15 protein-coding genes are annotated in these 25,798 nt (G+C 34.5%); 11 read left to right on the top strand and 4 right to left on the bottom strand.

The window, feature by feature from the left end:
* Positions 1-173: 173 nt before the first annotated feature.
* The 4 genes from LPC21_RS01315 to LPC21_RS01300 all read right to left on the bottom strand — a co-directional run bounded on the left by LPC21_RS01315 (position 174) and on the right by LPC21_RS01300 (position 5,860).
* Entirely contained in the window at positions 174-1,925 is a 1,752-nt protein-coding gene (locus LPC21_RS01315; RefSeq protein ID WP_229317643.1) for a glycoside hydrolase family 13 protein, read from the bottom strand.
* Between the two features lie 96 nt (positions 1,926-2,021).
* Positions 2,022-2,909: a carbohydrate kinase family protein gene (locus tag LPC21_RS01310; RefSeq protein ID WP_229317641.1), complete on the bottom strand. Its 888-nt coding sequence runs from the start codon at positions 2,907-2,909 to the stop codon at positions 2,022-2,024.
* Positions 2,910-2,911: 2 nt separating this feature from the next.
* Positions 2,912-4,240 carry a sugar porter family MFS transporter gene (locus tag LPC21_RS01305; protein WP_229317639.1) on the bottom strand — a complete coding sequence of 443 codons (1,329 nt, stop codon included), beginning with the start codon at positions 4,238-4,240 and terminating at the stop codon, positions 2,912-2,914.
* A gap of 45 nt (positions 4,241-4,285) precedes the next feature.
* Positions 4,286-5,860 (bottom strand): glycoside hydrolase family 32 protein, encoded by a 1,575-nt coding sequence (locus LPC21_RS01300; protein WP_229317637.1) that lies wholly within the window; start codon positions 5,858-5,860, stop codon positions 4,286-4,288.
* Between the two features lie 446 nt (positions 5,861-6,306).
* On the opposite strand from LPC21_RS01300, the gene LPC21_RS01295 reads away from it, so the two are divergent.
* The 11 genes from LPC21_RS01295 to ruvA all read left to right on the top strand — a co-directional run bounded on the left by LPC21_RS01295 (position 6,307) and on the right by ruvA (position 25,774).
* Positions 6,307-9,282, top strand: coding sequence for a SusC/RagA family TonB-linked outer membrane protein (locus tag LPC21_RS01295; RefSeq protein ID WP_229317635.1), 2,976 nt, complete (start codon positions 6,307-6,309; stop codon positions 9,280-9,282).
* Positions 9,283-9,293: 11 nt separating this feature from the next.
* Positions 9,294-10,844 carry a RagB/SusD family nutrient uptake outer membrane protein gene (locus LPC21_RS01290; RefSeq protein ID WP_229317633.1) on the top strand — a complete coding sequence of 517 codons (1,551 nt, stop codon included), beginning with the start codon at positions 9,294-9,296 and terminating at the stop codon, positions 10,842-10,844.
* A 196-nt stretch (positions 10,845-11,040) separates the two neighbouring features.
* Positions 11,041-14,340 (top strand): CRTAC1 family protein, encoded by a 3,300-nt coding sequence (locus LPC21_RS01285; RefSeq protein ID WP_229317632.1) that lies wholly within the window; start codon positions 11,041-11,043, stop codon positions 14,338-14,340.
* Positions 14,333-17,590: a VCBS repeat-containing protein gene (locus LPC21_RS01280; protein WP_229317631.1), complete on the top strand. Its 3,258-nt coding sequence runs from the start codon at positions 14,333-14,335 to the stop codon at positions 17,588-17,590. Before LPC21_RS01285 ends, LPC21_RS01280 begins: the two co-directional genes overlap by 8 nt.
* A gap of 10 nt (positions 17,591-17,600) precedes the next feature.
* Positions 17,601-18,959: a vanadium-dependent haloperoxidase gene (locus tag LPC21_RS01275; protein ID WP_229317630.1), complete on the top strand. Its 1,359-nt coding sequence runs from the start codon at positions 17,601-17,603 to the stop codon at positions 18,957-18,959.
* 15 nt (positions 18,960-18,974) lie between these two features.
* Entirely contained in the window at positions 18,975-19,886 is a 912-nt protein-coding gene (locus LPC21_RS01270; protein WP_229317629.1) for a GyrI-like domain-containing protein, read from the top strand.
* A gap of 135 nt (positions 19,887-20,021) precedes the next feature.
* A complete protein-coding gene (locus LPC21_RS01265; RefSeq protein ID WP_229317628.1) occupies positions 20,022-21,323 on the top strand; it encodes an MFS transporter in 1,302 nt (433 codons plus the stop codon).
* A 23-nt stretch (positions 21,324-21,346) separates the two neighbouring features.
* The gene (locus LPC21_RS01260) at positions 21,347-22,285 is read left to right on the top strand and encodes a carbohydrate kinase family protein (protein ID WP_229317627.1); all 939 of its coding nucleotides are present in this window, start codon (positions 21,347-21,349) and stop codon (positions 22,283-22,285) included.
* A 59-nt stretch (positions 22,286-22,344) separates the two neighbouring features.
* Positions 22,345-22,770: a CBS domain-containing protein gene (locus LPC21_RS01255; protein WP_229317626.1), complete on the top strand. Its 426-nt coding sequence runs from the start codon at positions 22,345-22,347 to the stop codon at positions 22,768-22,770.
* A gap of 125 nt (positions 22,771-22,895) precedes the next feature.
* On the top strand, positions 22,896-25,166 hold the full coding sequence (locus LPC21_RS01250) for an NADP-dependent malic enzyme (RefSeq protein WP_229317625.1): 2,271 nt from the start codon (positions 22,896-22,898) through the stop codon (positions 25,164-25,166).
* Positions 25,167-25,192: 26 nt separating this feature from the next.
* On the top strand, positions 25,193-25,774 hold the full coding sequence (gene ruvA / locus LPC21_RS01245; RefSeq protein ID WP_229317624.1) for a Holliday junction branch migration protein RuvA: 582 nt from the start codon (positions 25,193-25,195) through the stop codon (positions 25,772-25,774).
* The last annotated feature ends 24 nt before the right edge of the window (positions 25,775-25,798 follow it).

Here is a 25,798-nt window from a genome sequence, read left to right as displayed (position 1 = left end):
TTACTAGTAAAACACATACAAATGCCAAGATATTCATTTTTTTGAATATAGGGTTTCAATTTGTTTACTATTTACAAATAGGAAGTAATATGTTATATTTTTTTCAAAAGTAACAGATATAAAAAATGCGGTTTCAAATGAATTGAAACCGCATTAAATACAAATAAATAAGTTTATTTTAACTCTAAAATTAAAGACTCGTATGGTCGTAAAGTGTTTGAGGTTAATAAACTTTTATTGGGGTAATTGCCCAAAATCAGTGTTGTATGTTTTGTTGAAAACCCCAAATCAAATGAAGCTTCTTTCCCAGTAAAGTTTAATAAAATTAATACTTTTTTACCCTCAAGTTCTCTAATATATGCAAATACATTTGGATTATCATGATCTAAAAGAGTGAATTTTCCATATTTAAGAATCGGACTTGCCTTACGAGTTTTAACCAACTTTCTGTAATAATTTAAAACTGAATTTGGATCTTTTTCTTGTGCTGCCGCATTAATTTCAGCATAGTTTGGATTTACTTTTAACCAAGGTTTACCCGAAGTAAATCCCCCATTAGCAGTAGCATCCCATTGAAAAGGAGTTCTTCCATTTTCTCTTGAAGTTTGTTTTTTGTTTTCCAAGAAAGCTTTCAAATCGCCTCCGCCATTTTTAAGTTGTTCGTATTTATTTCGGGTATCAACATCGTTATAATCCTCAATGTTGTCAAATCGAATGTTTACCATTCCAATTTCATCCCCATTAAAGTTATATGGCGTACCTCTCATTGTCATGACGAAAGTAGAAAGCATTTTTGACGAAATTGCTCTAAATTGAGGAGTGTCGTTACCAAATTTACTCACCATTCTTGGTTGATCATGATTGGAAACAAAAATTGACAACCAGCCTTTTTCTTTAAAAACTTCGTCATATCTTGAGAAAATGTCTTTGTATTTTATCAATCCAAATTCGCTGATGTGATTGCCAATGTCAACACTTTCGAAGTGATATGCAAGATTTAGTTCTTTTCGATCTGGATCAACAAATTTCATAGCTGCTTCTGGCGAATCTCCAGCACCTTCAGAAACTGACATGGCATTTGGAAATTTACTCAAAACTTCACGATTCATTTCTTGAATATGCTCGTGTAGTTTAGGTCCGTTACCATAAAACTTAATAATTTCAAACGTATTGTTTACAATTTCTTTTGGTAATTCTGGGAACGAATCGTCCTTTGAAATAAATTGGAATGCATCCATTCTAAATCCATCAATTCCTTTGTTTAACCAAAAGGTCATAGTGTCGTATATTTCTTTACGAAGGGAAGGATTATTCCAGTTTAAATCGGGTTGTTTTTGAGAGAAATAATGCAAGTAATAGGCATTTGTTGTAGCGTCGTATTTCCAAGCATTACTATTGACATCAAAAAAACTCCAACGGTAAGGCGGAGTGCCTTTTTCAGCTGGCCACCAATAATAATAATCACGGTATTTATTGTCTCTTGAACTTTTGGATTGTTTGAACCATTCGTGCTCGTCACTACTGTGATTTACCACCATATCCATTATTAATTTGATGTTTCTTTTGTGCATTTCTTTCAACAAAAGATCAAAATCAGCCATGGTTCCAAAATCCTTTAAGATTTCTTTATAATTGCTAATATCATAGCCATTATCATCATTTGGAGAATCGTAAATCGGACTTAACCAAACCGCATCGATTCCCAAACTTTTTAGGTAGTCTAATTTGGAGATTATCCCTTTGATATCTCCAATTCCATCTCCGTCACTGTCTTTAAAACTGCGGGGATAAATTTGGTAAATGACAGCTTCTTTCCACCATTTAGCGTCGCTAATTTTGACTATTGTTGTTTTGTTTTCTTGTGCTGTTATACTCATAAAAGAAGTAAAGAGTAAGGCAATCAACAGCATTTGATTCTTTTTCATGCGGGTAAAATTTAGTGAAATATGTAGTTGTTTGTAATCAATTTTAATTTTTGTTTTGACAGATTTAATGACTTTCGCCATATCCAAGATGAAGGTTTATTTATCTTGCATAAAATTAGCAATAGCTTCTGTAGAAATTTTTGGATTGGCGCCTTCTTCTTGTGCTACAAGTGCACCCAAAGCACAAGCAAAGTTAATGGCTTTTTGAGGGTCAATTCCAGTCAACAATTGAGTTAATAATCCTGCCAAAAATGAATCTCCAGCGCCAACAGTGTCAGCAACCGTAATTTTATAGCCACTATTGTAAAACATTTGATCGTTATACATTAAAACAGCTCCATGACTTCCTTTAGTAACACAAATATGTTGGGTGTTGGTTTGCTCCGCAATAAACTGCATGTTTTGTTCCAAAGAATGAAAAGGAGATCCTAAAAACGCGCTAATTTCATACAACTCATCATCATTAAATTTGATAAAATCGGCTTTGTTCATTAATTCAGAAAGTAATTCTTTAGTATAAAAAGGCGCTCTTAAATTCACATCAAATATTTTATACTTTGCTGAATTTAATAATGTCAATAGGCTTTGGTATGAGGTAATGTCACGGCAAACCAAACTTCCAAAAACAAAGGCATCGGAATTGGCAACCACACTTTGCGCTTCTGGAGTAGCTTCAATTTTGTCCCAAGCTACGGGATAATTGATGGTGTAAGACGCAGATCCTTTTGCGTCTAATTGAACTAGTACTTCACCAGTAGCAAAATTGGGGTCTATTTGAATAGAATCGGTACTTACTCCATTTTGGGAAACAAAATCAAGTAACTCATTCCCAATTTCATCTTGTCCAATGCGACTAATGATCTGTGTATCGATTCCAAGTGAAGCCATTCGGAGTCCAACATTTAAAGGGGCTCCGCCAATTTTTCTATGGGTTGGAAAAACGTCAAATAAGACTTCGCCAAAACAAGCAATTTTTGTTGCCATAATTAGTTGTTATTGGATAAACTTTCAGACAATTCTTCTAATGTTCTTCCTTTGGTTTCTGGCATTTTGAAGAATACCCAAAGTAGTTGGAATACCATCATGATACAGAAAATGGCAAAAACAGTGGTGGTTCCAATTTCTTTGAATAAAAATGGAATGAATGACGGAATCAATGCTGCTAAAACCCAGTGCACTGAGGTGCCAAATGAAGTTCCAGCTGCTCTTAATTTGTTAGGGAATAACTCGGATATAAATACCCAAATTACCGCTCCTTGCCCTATCGCATGAGAGGCAATGAACAAGAAGAAAAATAGCGGTACAGCCATTCCTTTCCATTCAAAATAAAAGGCAGTCGTTACTAGTCCTAACGAAATTATATAACCAAAAGAACCTAAATACATCAAGGTTTTACGGCCGTATTTGTCAATTAATGAAATACCCACCATGGTAAACAACAAATTGATTATTCCAATTCCAATACTACTCAAGAAAGAAGCTGATTTTTCTAAACCGGCCAATTCAAAAATACGGGGCGCATAATACAAAAAGGCATTAATTCCAGAAAGCTGATTGAAAAATGCAATGAAAAAGGCAAGGAGCAATGGCTTTCTATATTTTTTCATGAAAATAGATTCATTTTTCACTTCTTGAGCAGTTTCCATTTCCATAGCTGCGATTTCTTCTTCTGCTTGTGCGTCAGAATTGATTTGTTTTAGTATGGATATAGCTTGAGCTCTGTCTTTTTTGTATTCAAAAATCCAACGTGGACTTTCAGGAATTCCAAAAACCAATAGGGTATATACAAAAGCTGGAATAGCTTGAATTCCAAGCATCCAACGCCAAGAATTTTCGCCAATATCTTGTAAATAAAAATTAGAAGTGAAGGCGATTAGAATTCCAAAAACAATATTAAATTGGTACAAGGCTACTAATTTTCCTCGATCCTTTGCAGGCGCAATCTCAGAAACATAGGTTGGGGCTGCAATAGTTGAGGCTCCAATTCCAATTCCGCCTAAGAATCTAAAGATAGAAAAGATGATAGAATCAGTGGCAAAAGCAGTTCCAATTGCCGAGATAAAAAACAATAATCCAATAATGATTAAGGTCTTTTTTCTTCCTAGAATATTGGTTGGGTATGAACCAAATATAGCTCCAATAACGGTTCCCCATAAAGCAGATGACATTACGACTAATCCATGGTACAAATCAGATGATCCCCATAATTGTTGCAATTGTTTGTCGGCTCCTGAAATCACTACGGTATCAAATCCGAATAAGAATCCTGCCAAGGCCACTACAATCGACCAGTAAAGTATTTTTTTGTTTTTCATTTTTTTGGTTTTATGGTTTAGTTAATTTTAGTTGCAAATGTATATTTACCAAATTCTTTTCACAGATTGGATGGTGGTGTTTTTTATTTCTTGACTTTCAACCGACTGAATAGTTAGTTTAGTGTAAGGTTGGTTGGGAAAAATTTGTTCTGTAAACGAATACACTCCTCCGTTTAAGAAAATTTCAATTGAAGACCAGTCCATAATAATTAGAAAATCGATGTTTTTTGTAATTAAATTTGGAGTTGGAGTACTGTGAATTTTTTCGCCAAAACTTTTCTCGAAATTCACTTTTCCTGAAAGTCGTCTGTCAATAGCAAAAGTTTGTTTTTGTGCATCGTAATGAAGTACTAACAAATCATTTGCATCATTCGAAAATACTAGTTTAAGATTTTTGTTTTCCGCTTTAAATTGGATTTTCGATTGATTTAAATTGGAGTAAGTAAATGTTTTATTTGTACCTTTATTTAATTTAATTTTTTCAATAGAAAAGTCTGTTGATAATTGTTTATCTAATTGTGCAACAGGCTGACTTTGTAATACATAATCCCCTTTAATTGTAGAAAGCGAAAGTGTTCTTGGCAACGTCATTGCACTCCGCCAATTGGTTGTTGGCGTATCTCGGGCATAATTCCAATTACTCATCCAACCTAAGAAAATGCGTTCCCCATTCGGAGCATTATTATAGGTGACACCCGCATAGTTATCCGTTCCATAATCTACCCATTTAATTTCTTTTTGTGAAGTAGTGAATGTTTTTCCATCAAAATCACCTACAAAATATTGAGTAGCTGAACCACCATTTGGTGCCCCTGGGTTGATACTCACCAAAAGCACCCATTTTTCTTCTTGGGTACCGTTTATTTTTAGTTTAAATAGATCGGGACATTCCCAAACCCCTCCATGGGCCCCTTTATTTTGTCCAAATTCACTTTCTAGATTCCAATTGATTAAGTTTTTTGAGGTATAAAATTGAGCACGATCACCTGCTACCAAAACAAGATTCCATAATTTAGTGTCATTATTCCAAAAAACTTTAGGGTCTCTAAAATCACGTAAAGTAGTATTATTGATTATTGGATTGGCTTGGTATTTTGTCCAAGTTTCACCCTCGTCTAAACTGTAGGCTAATCCTTGGGTTTGTGTATTAATTTTTCCTGCCTTTTCGAATTCCATGTTGTGATACGTAAAAACGGCAATCATGGGAGGGTTTTCTTTTGTACCAAGTCCTGATGTGTTGTAGGTGTCCATAACGGCACTTCCAGAAAAAATTAATCCTAACTGATCTGGGAATAAAGCGATTTTTTTATGTTGCCAATGAATCAAATCGGTACTAGTGGCGTGTCCCCAATGCATAGGTCCCCAAACAATGTCTTCAGGGTAATATTGGTAGAACAAATGATATGTTCCTTTATAGAATAACATTCCATTAGGATCGTTCATCCATTTTTTTTCAGGCGAAAAATGAAATTGTGGTCGAAAAGGTTCTTTGTAGTATTGATTGGAATCAACAGTAATTATTTCTTTTGACGAAATTGAAAAATGATTCTTTTCTTGAGCTTGACATAAACTGCTAAGCAATGCGCTAGCGGCTATTATTTTTTTCCACTGATTTTTCATCTTGTTTATTTGAATGGATAAAAATAGTATTCTTTTTATGAATAGATTGCTGTAGTAGTTATATTAAGGTATAAATTTTTCCGAAAACGTTGCCGTTATAGGTATTGGATTCTATTGTATTTGGAATCATCCATTTTGATCCTATTTTTTTTGATTTTATGGAATTCGCAATAAAATTTATTTTTCAGTTAATTTATTGGGAATAATTCACTGTTTTTTCAACGAATCAGATTTAAATATAGCAAATGTGTTTTTTTAGTTCTTTTTTTTTATAGAATAGCTATTTTTTCATCTGTTTTTTTGCGGTATTAATTTTCAAATCGAAAACGTTTTCGATGCCCCGAAAACGATATAGTTCACTTTTTCTTAATTTTTTCATAAAATTAGTATTATGTTTGGCTCAATATTTAAAACAAACCATTTATTAACCAACTTATTTATTACGTATGAAAAATAGTCTACTTAAAGGCTTGATGGTTTTTCTAACCATGCTATGTACAAGTTTGACATACTCGCAAGATGTGTCAGGTACCGTATCCGATGCTAGCGGACCTCTTCCAGGGGCTTCTGTATTAGTTAAAGGAACGACAAAAGGAGCACAAACAGATTTTGATGGTAAATTTACTATCAAGAATGCTGGCTCAAATGCAGTTTTAGTTTTTAGTTACATTGGTCTTAAATCACAAGAAGTAAATGTAGCAGGAAGAAGTAATGTAAATGTTACTTTAAAAGAAGATTCAGCAGAATTAAAAGAAGTAGTCGTTATCGGTTACGGTTCTGTGAAGAAAAAAGATGCTACCGGAGCAGTTGATCAATTAAGCTCTAAAAGCTTTGACAACGTAGGTGCACCATCTCCAGCAGATTTGTTGAGAGGTAAAGTTTCAGGAGTTCAAGTAACTTCTCAAAGTGGTGAGCCAGGAGCTGGAGCAAGTATTAGAATTCGTGGTAATTCATCTATTCGTTCAGGAAACGGACCGCTTATCGTAGTTGATGGTGTGCCTTTGGATGGTGGAGATGTGTCTGCGGGTGGTAGTGATATTGGTTTAGGAGGTTCTTCTGCAAGAAACCCATTAAACTTTATCAACCAAAATGATATCGAAAGTATGACTATCTTGAAAGATGCGTCATCTACTGCTATTTATGGTTCTCGTGGAGCAAATGGTGTTGTAGTTATTACTACTAAAAAATCAAAATCAAAAGAAGCACAATTAACGTATTCAAACTCATTTACTTTCAGTACTTTAGCTAGTAACTTGAAATTAATGAATTCAGCACAATTTGTTGCTAATGGTGGTGCTAACAACGGTGGTACTGGTTACAACTGGGAAGATGCTATCTTAAGAGATGCATTCTCTACAAACCATGATGTTGCTTTTACAAAATCAACTGACAACTCTTCAACTCGTTTGTCTATTGGTGCATCTAACACTGAAGGTGTTGTTAAAAACACAGGTTTAGACAAGTATACTTTTGCTTTCAACAACTCTAACGATTTCTTCGGTGGTGCTTTGAAAGTTGATACTAAAGTAAACTACTCAAGTTTGAGAGATCAATCTGCATTGATTTCAAATAGTGCTGGTTACATTGGTAACTTAATTGGAACAGCTTTATACTGGAACCCAACTAATAAATTGTACAATGCTAATGGTACTTATAATGTAGTTAGTAATACTTACATTAACCCAGTTCAATTAGCAAATGCTTACACTGACTATGCTAACACTAACAAATTATTAGCTAGTATTAAATCTACATTGAAAATCAATGAGAATTTAAATTACCAAATGTTGTTTGGTGTTGAAACTTCTACTTCTACTAGAAAGTACCAATTGGATCCAACAATTGATATTCAAAACGTAGCTCAAGCTACTCCTCCAGGATCATCTACTCCAAAATTCGGACAAGCTGGTATCTCTGGAATTGAAAAATTCAACAAAACATTTGAACACACTTTGAACTACAACAAAACGTTCAATGAGAACTTTATCTTTGATGCTTTAGCTGGTTACTCTTACTACCAATACAATGCTAGTGGTAGCGATGCTTCTGCAAAAGGTTTTGATCCAAAACAAAAGAACTTAATTGATAATATTGAAGGTGGTTTACAAAACGAATTCCGTTCTTCATCTTTCAAAAATCAAGTGGAGTTACAATCTTATTTTGGTAGAGTAAATGCTACTTTATACAAAAAATTATTAGTTACTGCTACACTTCGTGTGGACGGTTCTACTAAATTAGGAGCTAATAACAAAAACGGTTCTTTCCCTTCTGTAGGTTTAGGATACAAAGTTTTTGAAGACAAAGCTGGTTTAGTGAATAGCTTAAAAGTAAGAGCTAACTACGGTATTACTGGTAACCAAGAGTTTGCTGTAAATTCAGCTGTTGCTCGTGCTTCTTATGGAAACAACGGTTCATTAAACGTAGATACAAATGCTAACGCTGATTTGAAATGGGAAACTACTACTTCATCAGGAGCAGGTGTTGATTTCGCATTATTCAACAACAGATTAACAGGTACAGTTGATTACTTCCAAAGAGATACTGAAAATTTAATTTTCCCAGTACCTTCTGCTGCTACTCAACCAGGACCACCATCTCCACGTTTTGTGAATTTACCAGGAAACTTAATTAACAAAGGTTTTGAGGTAAGTGCTAATTACAAAATCATTGATTCTGAAAAATTGACTTGGGATATCGCTGCTAATGCTTCATTCTTGTCTAACAAAATGGAAAACTTTGCTGGATTTATCCAAGCTGGAGCTTTACACGGACAAGGTTTATCTGGAGCTTATGCTCAAGTGGTTACTAACAACGAACCAATCTACAGCTACTATATGTATGAGTGGAGAGGTTATGATTCTACAGGATCATCTATCTATGCAGATGCTGCAGGAGCAGATGCTACTTTAGGTTTAGCTGCTAAAAAATTAGTTGGAAAAACTGGTTTACCAAAAATGAACTTAGGTTTCTCTACTAATGTAACTTACAAAAACTTTGATGCTGCTGTATCTTTCTACGGAGCATTTGGTCACTATTTGTATAACAATACTGCTAATGCGTATTTCTTTAAAGGTGCTTACCTTGGAGGAAGAAACGTTCCAGCAAGTGTTGCTACATCTACACAATCTCAAGGAGATCCAAACTCACCTTCTACTAAATTCTTAGAAAAAGGAGATTTCTTAAGAATGGGTAACTTAACATTAGGTTATACTTTCACAGGAGCTTCATTAGAGAAATTGAAAATTAAATCAGCACGTTTCTTTGTAAATGGACAAAACTTATTGTTATTTACTAACTATTCTGGTTTTGATCCTGAGGTGAACACAGATAAATCACTTAACGGTGTGCCATCTGCTGGTATCGATTATTTATCATACCCACGTTCAAAAGCATTTGCTTTAGGTCTTAATGTAACTTTTTAATACTAATATCAATGAAAAGAAATAATATAATTAAAGGATTATTATACTTAGGTGTAGTTTCTTTTAGCATCGGATGTACTAACTTAGATGAAAAAATCTTAGATGGTGTTTCCAATGAAACTTCTGGTGGTAGTGCTATTAATACTGCTGCAACATTAGTTTCAGCTTATGAAGGGTTAAGAGATTTTAATGGTCAAGGTGGTGTTTACGCTTTGAACGAAATGTCTACTGACGCTATGGTAGGACCTACTCGTGGAGGTGACTGGGATGATAATGGAGTTTGGAGACAAATCCATACACAAACTTGGGCTCCTGATCACGGTGAGGTAAGAAATGCATGGAATTCATTATTATCAAATGCTTACAAATGTAACTTGGTAATTGAAAATGGTGGTACTGCTTCTCAGGTAGCTGAGGCTCGTTTTTTACGTGCTTGGTACTACTATAATGTAGTGGATTTGTTTGGTCAAGCGCCATACAGACCAGCAGGTTCAGCTTTGACAGACGATCCTAAAGTTTGGTCTCGTGCTGAAGCTACAGATTTCATCATTGCTGAATTGGAAGCTGTTTTAAACGCTTTACCAAACAGAACAGCTAATGATGCAAGTATTGCAAATAAAGATGCAGCTCGTTTCTTGTTAGCAAAAACATACTTAAATAAAGGTGTGTTTAAAGCTACAAATCCTGCTGGACCTTATACATTTGATGCTGCAGATATGACTAAAGTAGTACAATATGTAGATGCTTTAACTAATACTTTAGATACAACTGTTGGATCTGGATACTGGAGCAACTTCCAACCAAACAACAATACATCTAACGAAATCATCTTCTCTTCTAAGAATATTCAAGGTGGAGCAGGTGGAGGTATGCAGTCTAAATGGAGAATGTGTAACCACTACAACCAAACTCCAGACGGATGGAATGGATTTGCTACTGTAGCTGATTATTACAGTACTTTTACTGCGTCTGATAAACGTGCTCACTATGCTGTTCCTGGATATACTTATACAGTAGATGCTAATGGTAATGGTGCAGGTTATTTAGAAGGGCAAGTGTATAAAAATGGTGTTGTAAGTTCTGCAAATGCATTAAAAGACAGAAACAACAATCCATTGAACTTCACTAGAAATGTAACATTGATCACTTCAGGTGCTACACTTGAGACTGCTGGTGTACGTGGTATTAAATATGTACCAGATGCTGCTAACTTAGGTAGTCCTGATAATGACTTGATCTTAATGCGTTTGTCTGATGCTTTATTAATGAAAGCAGAAGCTATCGCTAGAGGTGGTTCAGGTTCTGGATCTGCTACAATTTTATCTAACTTAGCTGCAAGAGCTGGTGTTACTGCTGCTGCTGCTACTTTAGATGGAATCTATGCTGAAAGAGGTAGAGAATTATGGTGGGAAGGATGGAGAAGAAACGATCAAATTCGTTTTGGAAAATTCCTTGGAGCAAGAGCTTTAAAACCATACACTTCAGATGCTAAATATTTATTGTATCCAATTCCTGCGGATGCATTATTTAACTCTAATTTATCTCAAAATCCTGGATACTAATTATTCTTGATTTTAGATCATAATAGATAAGGAGGACGTTGTCCTCCTTATTTTTTTAAGAGCCTTTAAAGGCTCTTTTTTTTGTTTATAATCTCCTGTAAACACAATAATATTAAGCTGTTTTTAATTTTTTTATATTCTACTTTTTCCATAAATTGCTGCCTTATATTCTTTTACAATTAACCTGCAATTTATTATGTTGTATCGCCTACTTTTTTTAATCCTTTTATCTTTTTTAACGAGTTGTTCTAAAGGAAATTCAGACACTCTTTTTACGCTTTTGGAACCTTCTCAAACGGGAATTGATTTTAAAAATGAAGTCAAAAATGGGGAGAACATGAACATATTTAAATACCGCAATTTTTATAATGGCGGAGGTGCAGCAATTGGTGACATCAATAACGATGGTTTGGCTGATGTTTTTTTAATTTCTAATCAAGGTGCGAACAAATTGTATCTAAATAAAGGCGATTTTAAATTTGAGGATATCTCATTAAAATCTGGTGTTCAAGGAAAAAAGGCTTGGTCTACAGGTGTAGTTATGGTAGATGTTAACGGAGACGGATTTTTAGACATTTATGTTTTGGATGCTGGAAATAATATTGACGCTATTAGAAAAAGTCAACTATATATTAACAACGGGAATAGCACTTTTACAGATAAAGCGGCAGAATATAATTTGGCAGATACAGGAATTACAACACATGCTGCTTTTTTCGATTATGATAAAGACGGTGATTTAGATTGCTATATATTAAATAATAGTTTTATTCCGGTGAGTTCTTTGAACTATTCGAATAAAAGAGAACTACGTGACAAAGATTGGAAAGTGGCCGATATCTTAAAGGGAGGTGGTGATAAGTTGTTACGCAATGATAATGGGAAATTTGTTGATGTTAGCGAAGCTTCTGGAATTTATGGTAGTTTAATTGGTTTTGGACTTGGAGTAACCGTAGGGGATGTGAATGGCGATTTGTACCCAGACATTTATGTGTCTAATGATTTTTATGAAAGAGACTATTTGTATATCAATAATAAAAACGGAACTTTTTCTGAGCAAATTCAATCATGGGCAACGCATATTAGTCAAGCCTCAATGGGCGCCGATCTTGCCGATATCAATAATGATGGAAAAGCAGATATTTTTACTACCGATATGTTGCCTGAAGGCGACGAACGTTTAAAAACAACCACAAGTTTTGAAAACTACGATTTGTTGACTCGTAAGTTGAATATGGATTTCTTCAATCAATACATGTCTAATGCATTGCATATCAATGACGGAACTCATTTTACAGAAATCGCCAATTTTGCTGGTGTTTCAAAAACCGATTGGAGTTGGGGAGCACTAATTTTCGATATGGATAACGATGGTTACAAAGATATTTATGTTTGTAATGGGATTTATCACGATTTGACGAATCAAGATTTTATGGACTTTTTTGCTAATGAATTGATGCAAAAAATGGTGGTTACTGGACAAAAAGAGGATATTGAAACTATTATAGCCAAAATGCCAAGTACTCCAATACCTAATTATGCTTTTAAAAACAATAGTAATTTGACATTTACTAATAATGCTTCAACATGGGGATTGGATATGCCAAGTTTTTCTAATGGAGCGGCTTATGGTGATTTAGACAACGATGGTGATTTGGATTTAGTTGTCAATAATGTGAATATGGAGTCGTTTGTTTTCCGCAATAATTCAGAGAAAAATAAAGACAATCATTATGTAAAAGTGAAGTTGAAAGGTGATCTTAAAAATAAGTTTGCTGTTGGAAGTGTGGTTGAATTGTACTCAGGGAAACAAATTATTCGTCAAGAGTTAATTCCGTCAAGAGGATTTCAATCGTCAATTGATTATGTAATGACTTTTGGTATTGGAACCAAAAAAATTGATTCCTTACAAGTGATTTGGCCTAATGGCAAAACACAAACTATTAAGAAAGTAGCTTCAAACACAACTATCAATTTGTCTATTGCAAATGCTACCTCCGATTATGTATTTAAAACAACAATTACAAAACCTCTATTAAAAGAAGTTAAATCGAATTGGGCAGCACACAAAGAAAATGATTTTATTGATTTTGATTACGAAGGATTGATCTCTAAAATGCTTTCACAAGAAGGCCCTTCATTAGCAGTTGGCGATATCAATGGCGATGGGAATGAGGATGTTTTTGTTGGGGGTGCTAAAGGGCAATCAGGAAAAATATATAGCAATAATGGAAATGTGTTTAGTGTAACTAAACAAACTGCTTTGGAAGCAGATGCTAATTTTGAAGACACCGCTTCAAGTTTTCTAGACGTTGATGGCGATGGTGATCTGGATTTAGTAGTAGGTTCTGGTGGTAACGAAAGAACCAGTCCCGAAAATTTCAAAAATCGTTTGTATCTAAATAATGGAAAAGGAATTTTTACAAAATCTAGTTCTGTTATTCCTTTTGCAAGTACCAATGTAGCTGTTATGGCTCCTTGCGATTTTGATCAGGATGGTGATGTAGATATTTTTGTTGGAAGTAGAAGCGTTCCTGGTGTTTATGGAATTGACCCTAAGCATTTATTATTGGAAAATGATGGTAAAGGTAATTTTACCAACGTTATTGACAAAAAGGCTTTCAAACTAAATGCAACAGGAATGATTACGGATGCTGTTTGGGAAGATATTGATAACGATGGAAAGAAAGATTTAATTGTAGTTGGTGATTGGATGGCTCCTCAGGTATTTAAAAATACAGGAAAACGCTTGGCTGTATTTAAATCGAATTTGTCTGGGTATAGTGGTTTTTGGAATTCGGTGCAATGTGTTGATTTGAATAATGATGGTAAAAAAGATTTAATTTTAGGTAACAAAGGAACAAATACTTCCTATAAAGCCACAGCTAAAAATCCGATGCGTTTGTTTGTGAACGACTTTGATAGTAACGGAACAATCGAACAAATTACAACACGCACGATTGACGAAAAAGACATGCCAATTAATTTAAAACAAGAATTGGCCAAACAAATTCCTTCTATTAAAAAGAAAAATTTAAGTTATAGTGATTACGCAAAAAAAACTATTCAAGAAATTTTTGCCCCAGAGGTGATAAGTAATTCGTTGCAAAAAACGGCAGTTTTACAAGAGAGTATTATAGCTATCAACAAAGGGAAGGGTCAATTTGAAATCCAAATATTGCCTCAGGAAGTTCAATTGTCAACTGTAAATACCTCTTGTGTTTTGGATATCAATAAAGATGGAAATTTAGACATTATCCTTGGTGGAAATCAATACGAATTCAAACCTCAATTTGGGCGTTTGGATGCGAGTCACGGCAATGTTTTGTTAGGAAATAAAAAAGGAAAATTTAGCTTGTTACCGTATCAAAAATCAGGACTATTCCTCACTGGAGAAGTGCAAAAAATGAGGGCAATCAAGACAAAAAATAAACCAGCTTCATTTGTTGCGGTATTGAATAATGCGTCACCTAAATTATTTTCTATCAATGAATAATTTCATTAAAATAGCGCTGGCATCCTTATTTATTGCGGGCTGTTCCAATCCAGAAAATCAGTTGTTTGATAAACTTTCTCCAGATGAAAGTAAGGTCACTTTTGAGAATCAATTGGACGAATCTAAAAATATTTCTATTCTAGATTATCTCTATTATTACAATGGAGGCGGTGTGGCATTGGGTGATATCAACAATGATGGTTTAGTAGATATTTATTTTACTTCTAATCAAGGAAAAAACAAATTGTACCTGAATAAAGGGGCAAATCAATTTGAAGATATTTCGAAAAAAGCAGCTGTTGAAGGGGAAAGTGATTGGAATACAGGTTCCATCATGGCAGACGTTAATGGTGATGGCTATTTGGATATTTATGTGTGTTCTGTTGTGGGGATTCATGGATTTGAAGGTCACAACGAGTTGTATATTAACAACAAAGACAATACGTTTACTGAAAGTGCTGCCGAATATGGTTTGGACTTGGATAATTATAGTACTTCGGCAGCCTTTTTGGATTACGATAATGATGGCGATTTAGACATGTATTTGTTGAATCATGCAGTTCACTCAGAAGCGTCATACGGTAAAGCCGATATTCGAAATAAAAGAAGCTACGAAACAGGTGATAAACTATTTCGAAATGACAATGGTCATTTTGTAGATGTGAGTGAAAAAGCCGGAATTTTTGGAGGTGCCAATGGGTATGGTTTAGGAATTGCGGTATCCGATTTTAATCTAGATGGCCATCCAGATATTTACATTTGTAATGATTTTCATGAAGATGATTATTATTATTTGAATAACGGAGATGGTACTTTCACCGAAAGTATGAGAAATTATTTTGGTCATACCAGCCGTTTCTCAATGGGTGTCGACGCCGCCGATATTAATCACGACGGATTTCCCGATTTGATGACTTTAGACATGCTTCCTGAAGATGAAAAAACGTTGAAATCTTCTGCCGGTGATGATAATCCACAAATGTTGAAATACCGTACAGAAAAGTTAGGCTATCACTATCAGTATACTCGAAATATGTTGCAAATCAATCAGGGCGGAAAGCATTTTACCGAAATGGCGCTACTAAGTGGTGTGGCTGCAACCGACTGGAGTTGGAGTGCTTTATTTGCAGATTATGATCAAGATGGGGAACAAGATATTTTTGTGTGTAATGGAATTCCGAAACGACCAAACGATTTGGATTACATAAAATACTATTCCAATTCAAGCATTAAAACCAAATTAAATTCCACTAAATTGTTGGATAAACAAGCGTTGAAAAAGATGCCTTCAGCGAATGTTTCCAATTATGTTTTTCAAGGTTCCAAAGATTTACAATTTAAAAACCGATCTAAAGATTGGATTGAAAACGATTCTATTATTTCTAATGGAGGTGCCTATGCCGACTTGGATAATGACGGTGATTTAGATATTGTAACGAATAATTTAAATAGTGTTGCTTCAATTTATATTAATAAAACCAATGCTAAAGCCAATTATTTAAAAGTAAAATTGCGTTTTGGTGCAAAAAATACTTTTGGAATTGGTGCCAAGGTTATTTCGTATGTTAAAGGTCAGAAACAATTTAAAGATATTCAAACGACCCGTGGTTTTCAATCCAGTTCAGAACCAATAGCGCATTTTGGTTATGGGAAAATTGCACAGGTAGATTCGGTTCAAATTATTTGGCCAGATAAAACCTACCAGACGCTTAAAAAAGTGAAAACCAATCAAACGCTTACGGTTCGCCCAAATAACAATAGAAAAATATTTAATTACGCCAATTTACATCCTTCAGTATTGCCGATATTTAAAAAGTCAGCTACTAATCTTGGGATTGATTTTATACATCAAGAAAATGATTTTGTTGATTTTACAGCACAAAAATTAATTCCTTATCAACGTTCTGATCGAGGTCCTGCCACAGTTATTGGAGACCTAAACAATGATAGTAAAAGTGATATTTTCTTTGGTAGAGCACAAGGAAAACAAGCGGCAATTTATCTTCAAAACGGAAATGGATTTACGAAGAAAAGTTTTGCTTCTATTATTTCCGATTCGATTTATGAGGATGCTTCGGCAGTAATTGCTGATTTCAATAGCGATCGACAAAACGATTTGTTTGTTGTTTCTGGAAGCGGACAATATGCAGCCAATTTGATTCCTAGATTATACCAAGGTATGGCATTAACTAAATCTAATTTACCTGAAACAAAGGGGATGAATGCTTCGGTTATCAAAACTATTGATTATGATAAAGATGGTGATTTGGATGTTTTTATTGGTAACAATTCCAAATCAAATAGTTTTGGTAGAATGCCGGATTGTTATTTGATGAACAACAATAAAGGCGTATTTACAATAGTACAAGCCGCTACTTTTTCAAGTATTGGAATGGTTACCGATGCAGTTGTTACTGATTTTAATAAAGACGGAACTCTAGACTTAATTGTCGTAGGCGAATGGATGAAACCTACTTTTTTTGCTAATAATAAGGGTAGGTTTAAAAACGTTACCGAGAGCTTATCGCCTGGAAATAATAACGGATTATGGCAATCTATTGCTGCGTTTGATATTGATCAAGATGGAGATCAAGATTATGTAGTTGGGAATTGGGGAATGAATTCAAAATTCAAATCTTCCAAAGAGTTTCCAATGAAGATGTATTATGATGATTTTGATACTAATGGAACTTTTGAAACTATTGTTGCGATTGAAAAAAATGGCAACTATTATCCAACATTGGGACTGGACGAATTAGTGGAGGAATTTAGCGGCATGTTGAAGAAAAAATTCAATAACTATAAATCCTTTGCAGGAAAAAAAGTGGATGAAATTTTTGATCCGGCATTATTAGAAAAAGCAGCTTTATTTGAAGTGCATAATTTAAAATCGGGTTATTTAAGAAATGATAAAGGGAAATTTACTTTTGTCCCATTTTCTAATAAAATGCAAGTAAGTCCAATCACTAGTTTTGTGCAATCGGATTTTGACGGCGATGGGAAAACGGAAGTTTTTGCTGCAGGAAACTATTTTGGAGTGACCCCATATCACAGTCGTTTTGATGGATTTTCAGGAGCATTAATCAAAAATGATAAAACGATCTATTTGGGTAACCAAATGGGAATAGATTTATCTCAAAAAGCGGTTCGCCATTTAGATATTATTCTGTTGAACGGAAAAAAATACCTGTTGGTAACAATCAATAATAAAAAAGCGGAAGTGTACGAATTTCCTATGAATAAAAATTAAATAATTTAAAATGAAAACTAAAATTTCTCTTTTAGGATTGCTATTGGTTCTTTTTAGCGCTTGTAAAAAAGACCAACCTATTGTTGTAACAACAGATGATTATTGTGCTGCAGTTGATACCGTAACCGGAATCATGGTGCATGATATTTTCTCTCCACCAGTTGCGAGTAGAATTTATGTCTATCCCAATATAGCAGCTTATGAGATTATTGCGCAAAACAGTACTAAGTATGAAAGTCTTCAGGGACAGTTAAATGGTTTGGATTCCATTCCAGTATTGGATGCGAAAAGCGGAGTGAATAAAAAATTAGCCGCTTTAATTGCGCATATGGAAGTGAGTAAACAATTGATTTTCTCAGAAGAAGCATTAGAAAAATACAGAGATAGTTTGTACGAGAAGTGGGGCTCTGAAAACAAAAAAGAATTTGAAGTTTCTAAAGAATATGCATTAAAAGTTGTCGATAGAATTAAAATTTGGATGGGTAAAGACAACTACAAACAAACGAGAACTTTTCCTAAGTATTCTGTTCATACCGATCAAGCCGGAAGATGGCAACCAACACCACCAGCTTACATGGACGGAGTAGAACCACATTGGGGTGAAATCAGAACTTTAGTAATGGATTCGGCCTCACAATTTAAGCCTAAAGCGCCACATCCATTTTCAACCGATAAGAACTCTTTGTTTTATAAAGAAGCCAAAGAAACTTATGAAGTAGGAAATAAAATATCGGAGGGATTATTAGCTATTGAAAACGCTAAGACTACTACAATTCCTGAAGAATCTGCCATTGCCACTTTTTGGGATTGCAACCCTTATGCAACGGTTACTCAGGGTCATATGATGTTTGCAAAAAAGAAAAATACACCTGATGCCCACTGGATTAATATTGCCAAAATTGCATTGAAGAAAACGAAATCCAATTTTGAAACTACCGTTTTTGCATTCACCAAAACCTCTATTGGTATCTTTGAAAGTTTTATTAGTTGTTGGCACGAAAAATACAGAACGAATGTGATTCGTCCAGAGACTTATATCAACTTGTATATTGACGAAGATTGGAAGCCGCAATTGCAAACGCCTCCTTTTCCTGAATATACCAGCGGACATTCAGTAGTTTCTTCATGTTCGTCAGTAATTTTGACAGAAATATTTGGAGATAATTTTAGTTATACAGATGATTCTGAAATTCCTTTTGGTTTGCCGAAAAGAAATTTTAAATCATTCAAACAAGCGGCTTCAGAAGCTTCAATGAGTAGATTGTATGGCGGAATTCATTACCGAGCAGCCATTGAAAATGGGGTTGTACAAGGAGCGAATTTGGGGAATTATATTAATTCAGAAATCAGTTTTTTTAAATCAAAATAATAATAAATAAGTACAATGAATACTAAAATTAAAGGATCAATTGTTGTCATACTAATCGCTTTTGTTGCTTGGTATTTTTTATTGAAGCCGTCCGATTATACCATACGTTTTGAAGCCAAAACAGCTACAGGAACAATTTTTCAGGGAATTCAAGATTGGTCTGTTGTAAAATCTAAATCCAATGCTGAAAGTTACACCACAATTGAAAAAAGAAACTTCGATTTTATCAAACAAGAATTACATAAAGGAGATGAAGATTTGGTATATACCTGGTCGCTTTCTTCCGTAAATGATTCTACCACAAAAATTGTAGTTGATATTAAAGACGAGAATCACAGTTGGTATAACAAACTTACGGCTCCCTTTATTTCAACTCCTTTTCGCGAAAAGCAAATTGCACGCATTAAAGATTTCAAAGCGGGATTAGAGGAGCATTTAAAAGCATTTAAGGTACGAATTGATGGCGAAGGCGAATCAACTTCAGCAAACATAGCTTATATAAGCCTTACTAGTGTGATGCAAGAAAAAGCACAAACCATGATCGCTAACGATAATATCATAACGGGTTATTTGTTTACTAATAAAATTAAAATTATTGGAAAGCCATTTGTTGAAGTTACACATTGGGATCAAGACAAAGAGATACTTCAATTTAATTATTGTTTCCCAATTCCGAAGGATGCCAAATTTGTCGCAAATCCAAATGTAAAATTCAAAACTATCCCTGCAGTTAAAGGCTTAAAAGCAACTTATTTTGGCAATTTCAGAACTTCGGATAGAGCTTGGTTCGCTTTGCTAGATTATGCAAAAAAACAAAATGTTACATTAGATACAAAAGTTGTCGAATATTTCCTAGCCAACCCATTTAATGGAGGTAATGAATTAGAATGGGAAACCAAGATCATTATTCCTTTTGCAAAAGAATAGGGAATAAAATCAAATTACATATTTTCTTTAACTCGAAAACGTTTTCGCCTATTGCGAAAACGTTTTTTGGTTTAATAGGGTTTTAAATTGAGATTTTACATTTACTTTTACAAGCTAACCAAATAACCATACAGGATGAGTTCGAAATTAAAACTAAATTTTTGGCAAATAATAAATATGAATGTTGGATTTTTCGGGATCCAATATAGTTTTGGTTTACAACAAAGTGCTGTGAATCCTATTTATGATTTTTTAGGTGCTAATCCTGATCAAATTCCGATTTTGAACTTGGCAGGACCTTTAACAGGATTATTAATTCAGCCCATCATTGGGGCAATGAGTGACAAAACGTGGCACCCGCGTTGGGGACGACGTAAACCGTATTTCTTTGTCGGAGCAATGATTTGCAGTGTGGCTTTATTATTATATCCTTTTAGTAGTTCACTTTGGATGGCGGCAGGTTTATTATTGTTATTGGATGTTGGTAATAATACGGCTATGGAACCCTATAGAGCTTTCGTTGCCGATACTTTAGATGAAGAGCAACAACCTACAGGTTTTCAAGCGCAAAGTTTCTTTACTGGATTTGGACAATTTTTATCCTATATTTCGCTATTTCTATTTCCAATAGTTTTTGTGGGTTATACAGGTGCATTACCCAATTGGATTTATGCCTCCTTTTTTCTGGGATCGGTTCTGTCCATTACTTCCATTTGGTGGAGTATGAAAAAAACTCCGGAAATTCCGCCAACAGCAGAAGAATTAGTGCGTTTAAAAGCTGAACCATTAAATATATTTTCTCCTTTTATAGATATTTATAAAGCAGTTTTAGAAATGCCCAAAGTGATGTGGCAATTGTTTTTAGTGTATTTATTTCAATGGTACGCCTTAATGTGTTATTGGCAAAACAACGCCAAAAGTATTGCGCTTTCTGTTTGGGATGCGACACCAAAAGACAAATCGCTTTATGAGAATGCAGTAGAATGGAATGGTTTAATTGGGGCTTTTGGTTTTGTAATCACCTTTTCTGTTGCCTTTTATTTGGCAAAATTAGCCAAAAAATACAGTCCGAAATTAGTTCACTTTGCGTGTTTAATTTTAGCAGGTGCTAGTTTTTTAATTTTCCCAACAATACACAATGAGTATTTCTTTTTTGCTATTATTATTGGTTATGGAATTGGTTGGGCAAGTATGATGGGAATCCCTTATTTGATTATTGTAAATGATATTCCTAAAGAGCGTTATGGTGTTTACATGGGCATTATCAATATGATGATTGTTATTCCAATGATTTTTCAAAACCTAACTTTTGGATATATTCTTAAAAATTTCTTGAATAATGATGCCCGATTAGCCATTAGTTTTGCGGGGGTATTACTGTTAATTGGTGCAGCTTGTACTTTATTAATTCAATCAAAAAAGGGTACTCAAAAATAATTAATACAAATAGTTCGTTACCATTGGAAAAAGAAATAGACTTGATCTGTGCCGGAGAGGTACTTATAGATTTTATAGGACACGAAGTAAATACTTCTATTAATAGAACCAAAGATTACCACCGATTTTTAGGTGGTTCGCCAACTAATGTTGCTGTTAATGCGACACGTTTGGGATTAAAATCAGTTATAGTAGCTACTTGTGGTGAGGATGGACTTGGTGAATATATCGTACGAAAGTTAAAAGACAATCATGTAATTACTTCTCAGGTTAGAAAATCTGAAACAGAGCCAACCTCTGTGATTTTTGTTTCTAAATCTACAGGAACACCTGATTTTATTCCGTATAGAGAAGCCGACTATCAAATTTTGCCATCTCAAATTCCAGATGAATTATTAGAAAGCGCCAAGATTTTCCACACCACCTGTTTTGCATTAAGCAAAAATCCAGCGCGTTCGACGATTGTTGAAAGAGCAAAAAAAGCCAAATCATTAGGTTTGCAAACAAGTATTGATATCAATTTTTCCGAACGTATTTGGCCAGACAGAGAAGAAGCAAAACGAGTTTTGAGAGATTATTTGTCAACAAATCCGTTAGTAAAATTGAGTGAAGACGATTGTTACCGTCTCTTCGCAGCCTCTAAAACTGAGGATTATATTTTTGACTATTTTCACGAATTAGGTGCGTCTACCATTTGTTTAACCAAAGGGAAAGATGGCGTAGTTTTATCAGATAAAGAACATGGAATGTTTCATCAACAAGCTACTCAAATAGACGACATCAAAGATACTACTGGAGCCGGAGATGCTTTTTGGACGGGTTTTTTATATGCTCGTTTGTTAGGTAAAGATTTTGAAGAAACGATTACGATTGCACAAAAATTAGCTGTTTTGAAACTACAAAATGTAGGTCGACTGCCAGAAGGAATCAACATCAAAGAATATTTGGCATCCAGTAAATAGATTTTTTGTTCTTCGAAAGATTATTTTCTTAACTTTAGGGTTCACTAAATCGTAATAATATGACTGTAAATCAAATTCTTAGTTCAAAAGGCAAAGATGTATATTCAGTACTTTCAACCAATACAGTGTTTGAAGCATTGACTATCATGAGTGAAAAAAATATTGGAGCAATCCTCGTAATTGAGGATACTGTTTTAAAAGGGATTCTTTCGGAAAGAGATTATGCCCGTAAAATTGTTTTGAAAGACAAGTCATCAAAAGATACATTAGTAAAAGAGATTATGGTTAGTGAAGTAATTTGCATTAAACCCTCCGATAATTTAGACTATTGTATGGAATTGATGAATACTAAAAAAATAAGGCATTTGCCCGTGATGGATAATGATGTTGTAGTAGGAATCATTTCGATCAGTGATGTGGTCAAAGCGATTATTGAAATTCAAAAAGACACCATCAACCATTTGAATTCATATATTACCCAATAGTGTTAACTAAATAGATAGAAAAGCTGCAATTGATGCAGCTTTTTGCATTTTGCAAAAGACTCGTTCTAAAATCCTTTTTTTAGTTCAAGAGTTCTATCTTTGTGCATCTCAAAATTCAAAATGAAATGGATAAAAATACTAAAAAAAGCGAGGCGTTATTATATCATTCCCATCCACAACCAGGTAAAATCCAGGTTATTCCAACTAAAAAATATGCTACTCAAAGAGATTTATCTTTGGCCTATTCACCAGGTGTTGCGGAGCCTTGTTTAGAAATTGCAAAAGACGTCAACGACGTATATAAATATACTACAAAAGGAAATTTAGTTGCTGTAATCTCCAATGGTACAGCTGTTTTAGGATTAGGTGATATTGGTCCTGAAGCTTCAAAGCCAGTGATGGAGGGAAAAGGAGTTTTATTTAAGATTTTTGCTGGAATTGATGTTTTTGATATTGAAGTTGATACTAAAAATGTTGAAGAGTTTATTCAAACAGTTAAAAACATCGCGCCTACTTTTGGAGGGATCAATTTGGAAGATATTAAAGCGCCAGAATCCTTCGAAATTGAGCGACGTTTAGTAGAGGAGTTAAATATTCCGGTAATGCATGATGACCAACACGGAACAGCAATTATCTCATCTGCAGCACTTTTAAATGCTTTAGAATTGGCAGGAAAAAAAGCAGAAGATATGAAAATGGTAGTTTCAGGAGCGGGATCAGCTGCTTTAGCTTGCGCCGATTTATATATTTTGCTTGGGGTTAAATTAGAAAACATTCTAATGTTTAACAGCAAAGGTTTGTTGACCAAAGACAATCCTTCACTCTCGCCTTTACAACAAAAATATGCTAAGGACATACCTCAAATGACTTTGGCGGAAGCCTTAGTAGACGCAGACATTTTCTTAGGTCTCTCTTCAGGAGATATCATGTCGCCTGAAATGTTATTGACTATGGCTGACAATCCTATTGTTTTTGCCATGGCCAATCCAGTTCCAGAAATTGATTATAATTTAGCAATAGCGACTCGAAAAGATATTATTATGGCCACAGGAAGATCTGATTTTCCGAACCAAGTGAATAATGTTCTTGGGTTTCCTTATATATTTAGAGGTGCATTAGATGTTCGTGCCACTAAAATTAATGAAGCCATGAAAATGGCAGCTGTTAGAGCTTTAGCGGCTTTGGCAAAAGAAAATGTGCCAGAACAAGTAAACATAGCTTATGGTGTAACCAAATTAACTTTTGGTAGAGAATATATCATTCCATCTCCATTTGATCCTAGATTAATAACTGTAGTTGCACCTGCTGTTGCAAAAGCAGCTATGGATTCGGGTGTGGCGTTAAATCCAATTACCGATTGGAACGAATACGAAGAATCGCTATTAGAACGATTAGGGAATGATAATAAAATGGTTCGTTTGATAACCAATAGAGCGAAAAGAGAACCAAAGCGTATTGTGTTTGCTGAAGCAGATCATTTAGATGTTTTGAAAGCAGCGCAAATTGTTCATGAAGAGGGTATTGGTTTTCCGATATTATTGGGAGATAAAGAGGTAATTTTAGAATTAAAATCGGAGATAGGATTTGATGCTGATGTGGTTATAATTGATCCTAAAGTTGGAGAAGAAGAACGAAGAAATCGCTTTGCATCTTCGTTTTGGAAAACAAGACAAAGAAGAGGAATCTCCTTGTTGGATGCTCAAAAATTAATGCGCGAAAGAAATTATTTTGCGGCAATGATGGTCAATGAAGGTGAAGCAGATGCTTTGGTTTCAGGACATTCTAGAAGTTATCCATCCGTAGTAAAACCGATGTTACAGTTGATCGAAAAAGCTCCAGGAGCATCTTTAGTAGCTACTACCAATATGATGTTAACGGCTCGTGGCCCCATGTTTTTATCGGATACTGCAATTAATATTAATCCATCAGCTGATGATTTAGCCAAAATTGCCATTATGACTGCTAATTCTGCCAGAATGTTTGGTATTGAGCCAGTCATTGCGATGGTTTCTTTTTCAAATTTTGGCTCTTCAACCAACGAAGGCGCTGGTAAAGTAAGAGAAGCAGTTGCTTATTTACATAAAAACCATCCTGATTTGATTGTGGATGGAGAAATCCAGGCTGACTTTGCTTTAAATCAAGAGATGTTGGAGAAAAAATTTCCTTTTTCAAAATTGGCTGGCAAAAAAGTCAACACTTTAATATTTCCTAATTTAGAGTCGGCTAATATTACCTATAAATTGTTGAAAGAATTGAATAATGTAGAATCTATAGGGCCAATTATGTTGGGAATGGGTAAACCCGTTCATATATTTCAATTGGGTGCGAGTGTTGAAGAAATGGTGAATATGTCTGCTATAGCTGTAATTGACGCACAAGAAAAACAAAAAAAGTAACAAAGAGATAATTCCTATACATAATTATGATAGCACATATTCAAGGCAAATTAGTTGAAAAAAACCCGACCGAAGTTGTTATTGATTGTGGCGGAGTAGGGTATCATATCAACATTTCGTTGCATACGTATTCGTTACTTCCCAATTCCGATCAGATCAAATTATTTACCTATCTTCAAGTCAAAGAAGATGCGCATACTTTGTTTGGATTTTTTGAAAAATCAGAACGTGAAATATTTAAAATGTTATTATCAGTATCGGGAATCGGGGCAAGTATAGCCAGAACGATGCTATCTTCTTTAGAACCTAAACAAATAATTCAAGCGATTGCCTCAGGTGATGTAGGCACGGTTCAATCCATAAAAGGAATTGGAATCAAAACGGCCCAGAGAGTTATCCTAGATTTACAAGACAAAGTCTTGAAATTATATGATTTAGATGAAGTTTCCATGGTATTAAACAATACAAACAGAGATGAAGCGTTATCTGCTTTGGAGGTTTTAGGTTTTGTTCGAAAAACATCCGAAAAGGTAGTAGAAAAAATCATCAAAGAAGATCCAGATGCTTCGGTTGAATCGATTATTAAAAAAGCATTAAAAAGTTTGTAATTGCATAAAGAAACAGGGAATTTC

The sequence above is a fragment of the Flavobacterium ammoniigenes genome (assembly GCF_020886055.1).
GTDB lineage: Bacteria > Bacteroidota > Bacteroidia > Flavobacteriales > Flavobacteriaceae > Flavobacterium > Flavobacterium ammoniigenes.
Note: the sequence above shows the minus strand (reverse complement) of the source record. Positions and strands in the feature narration are given on the sequence as shown.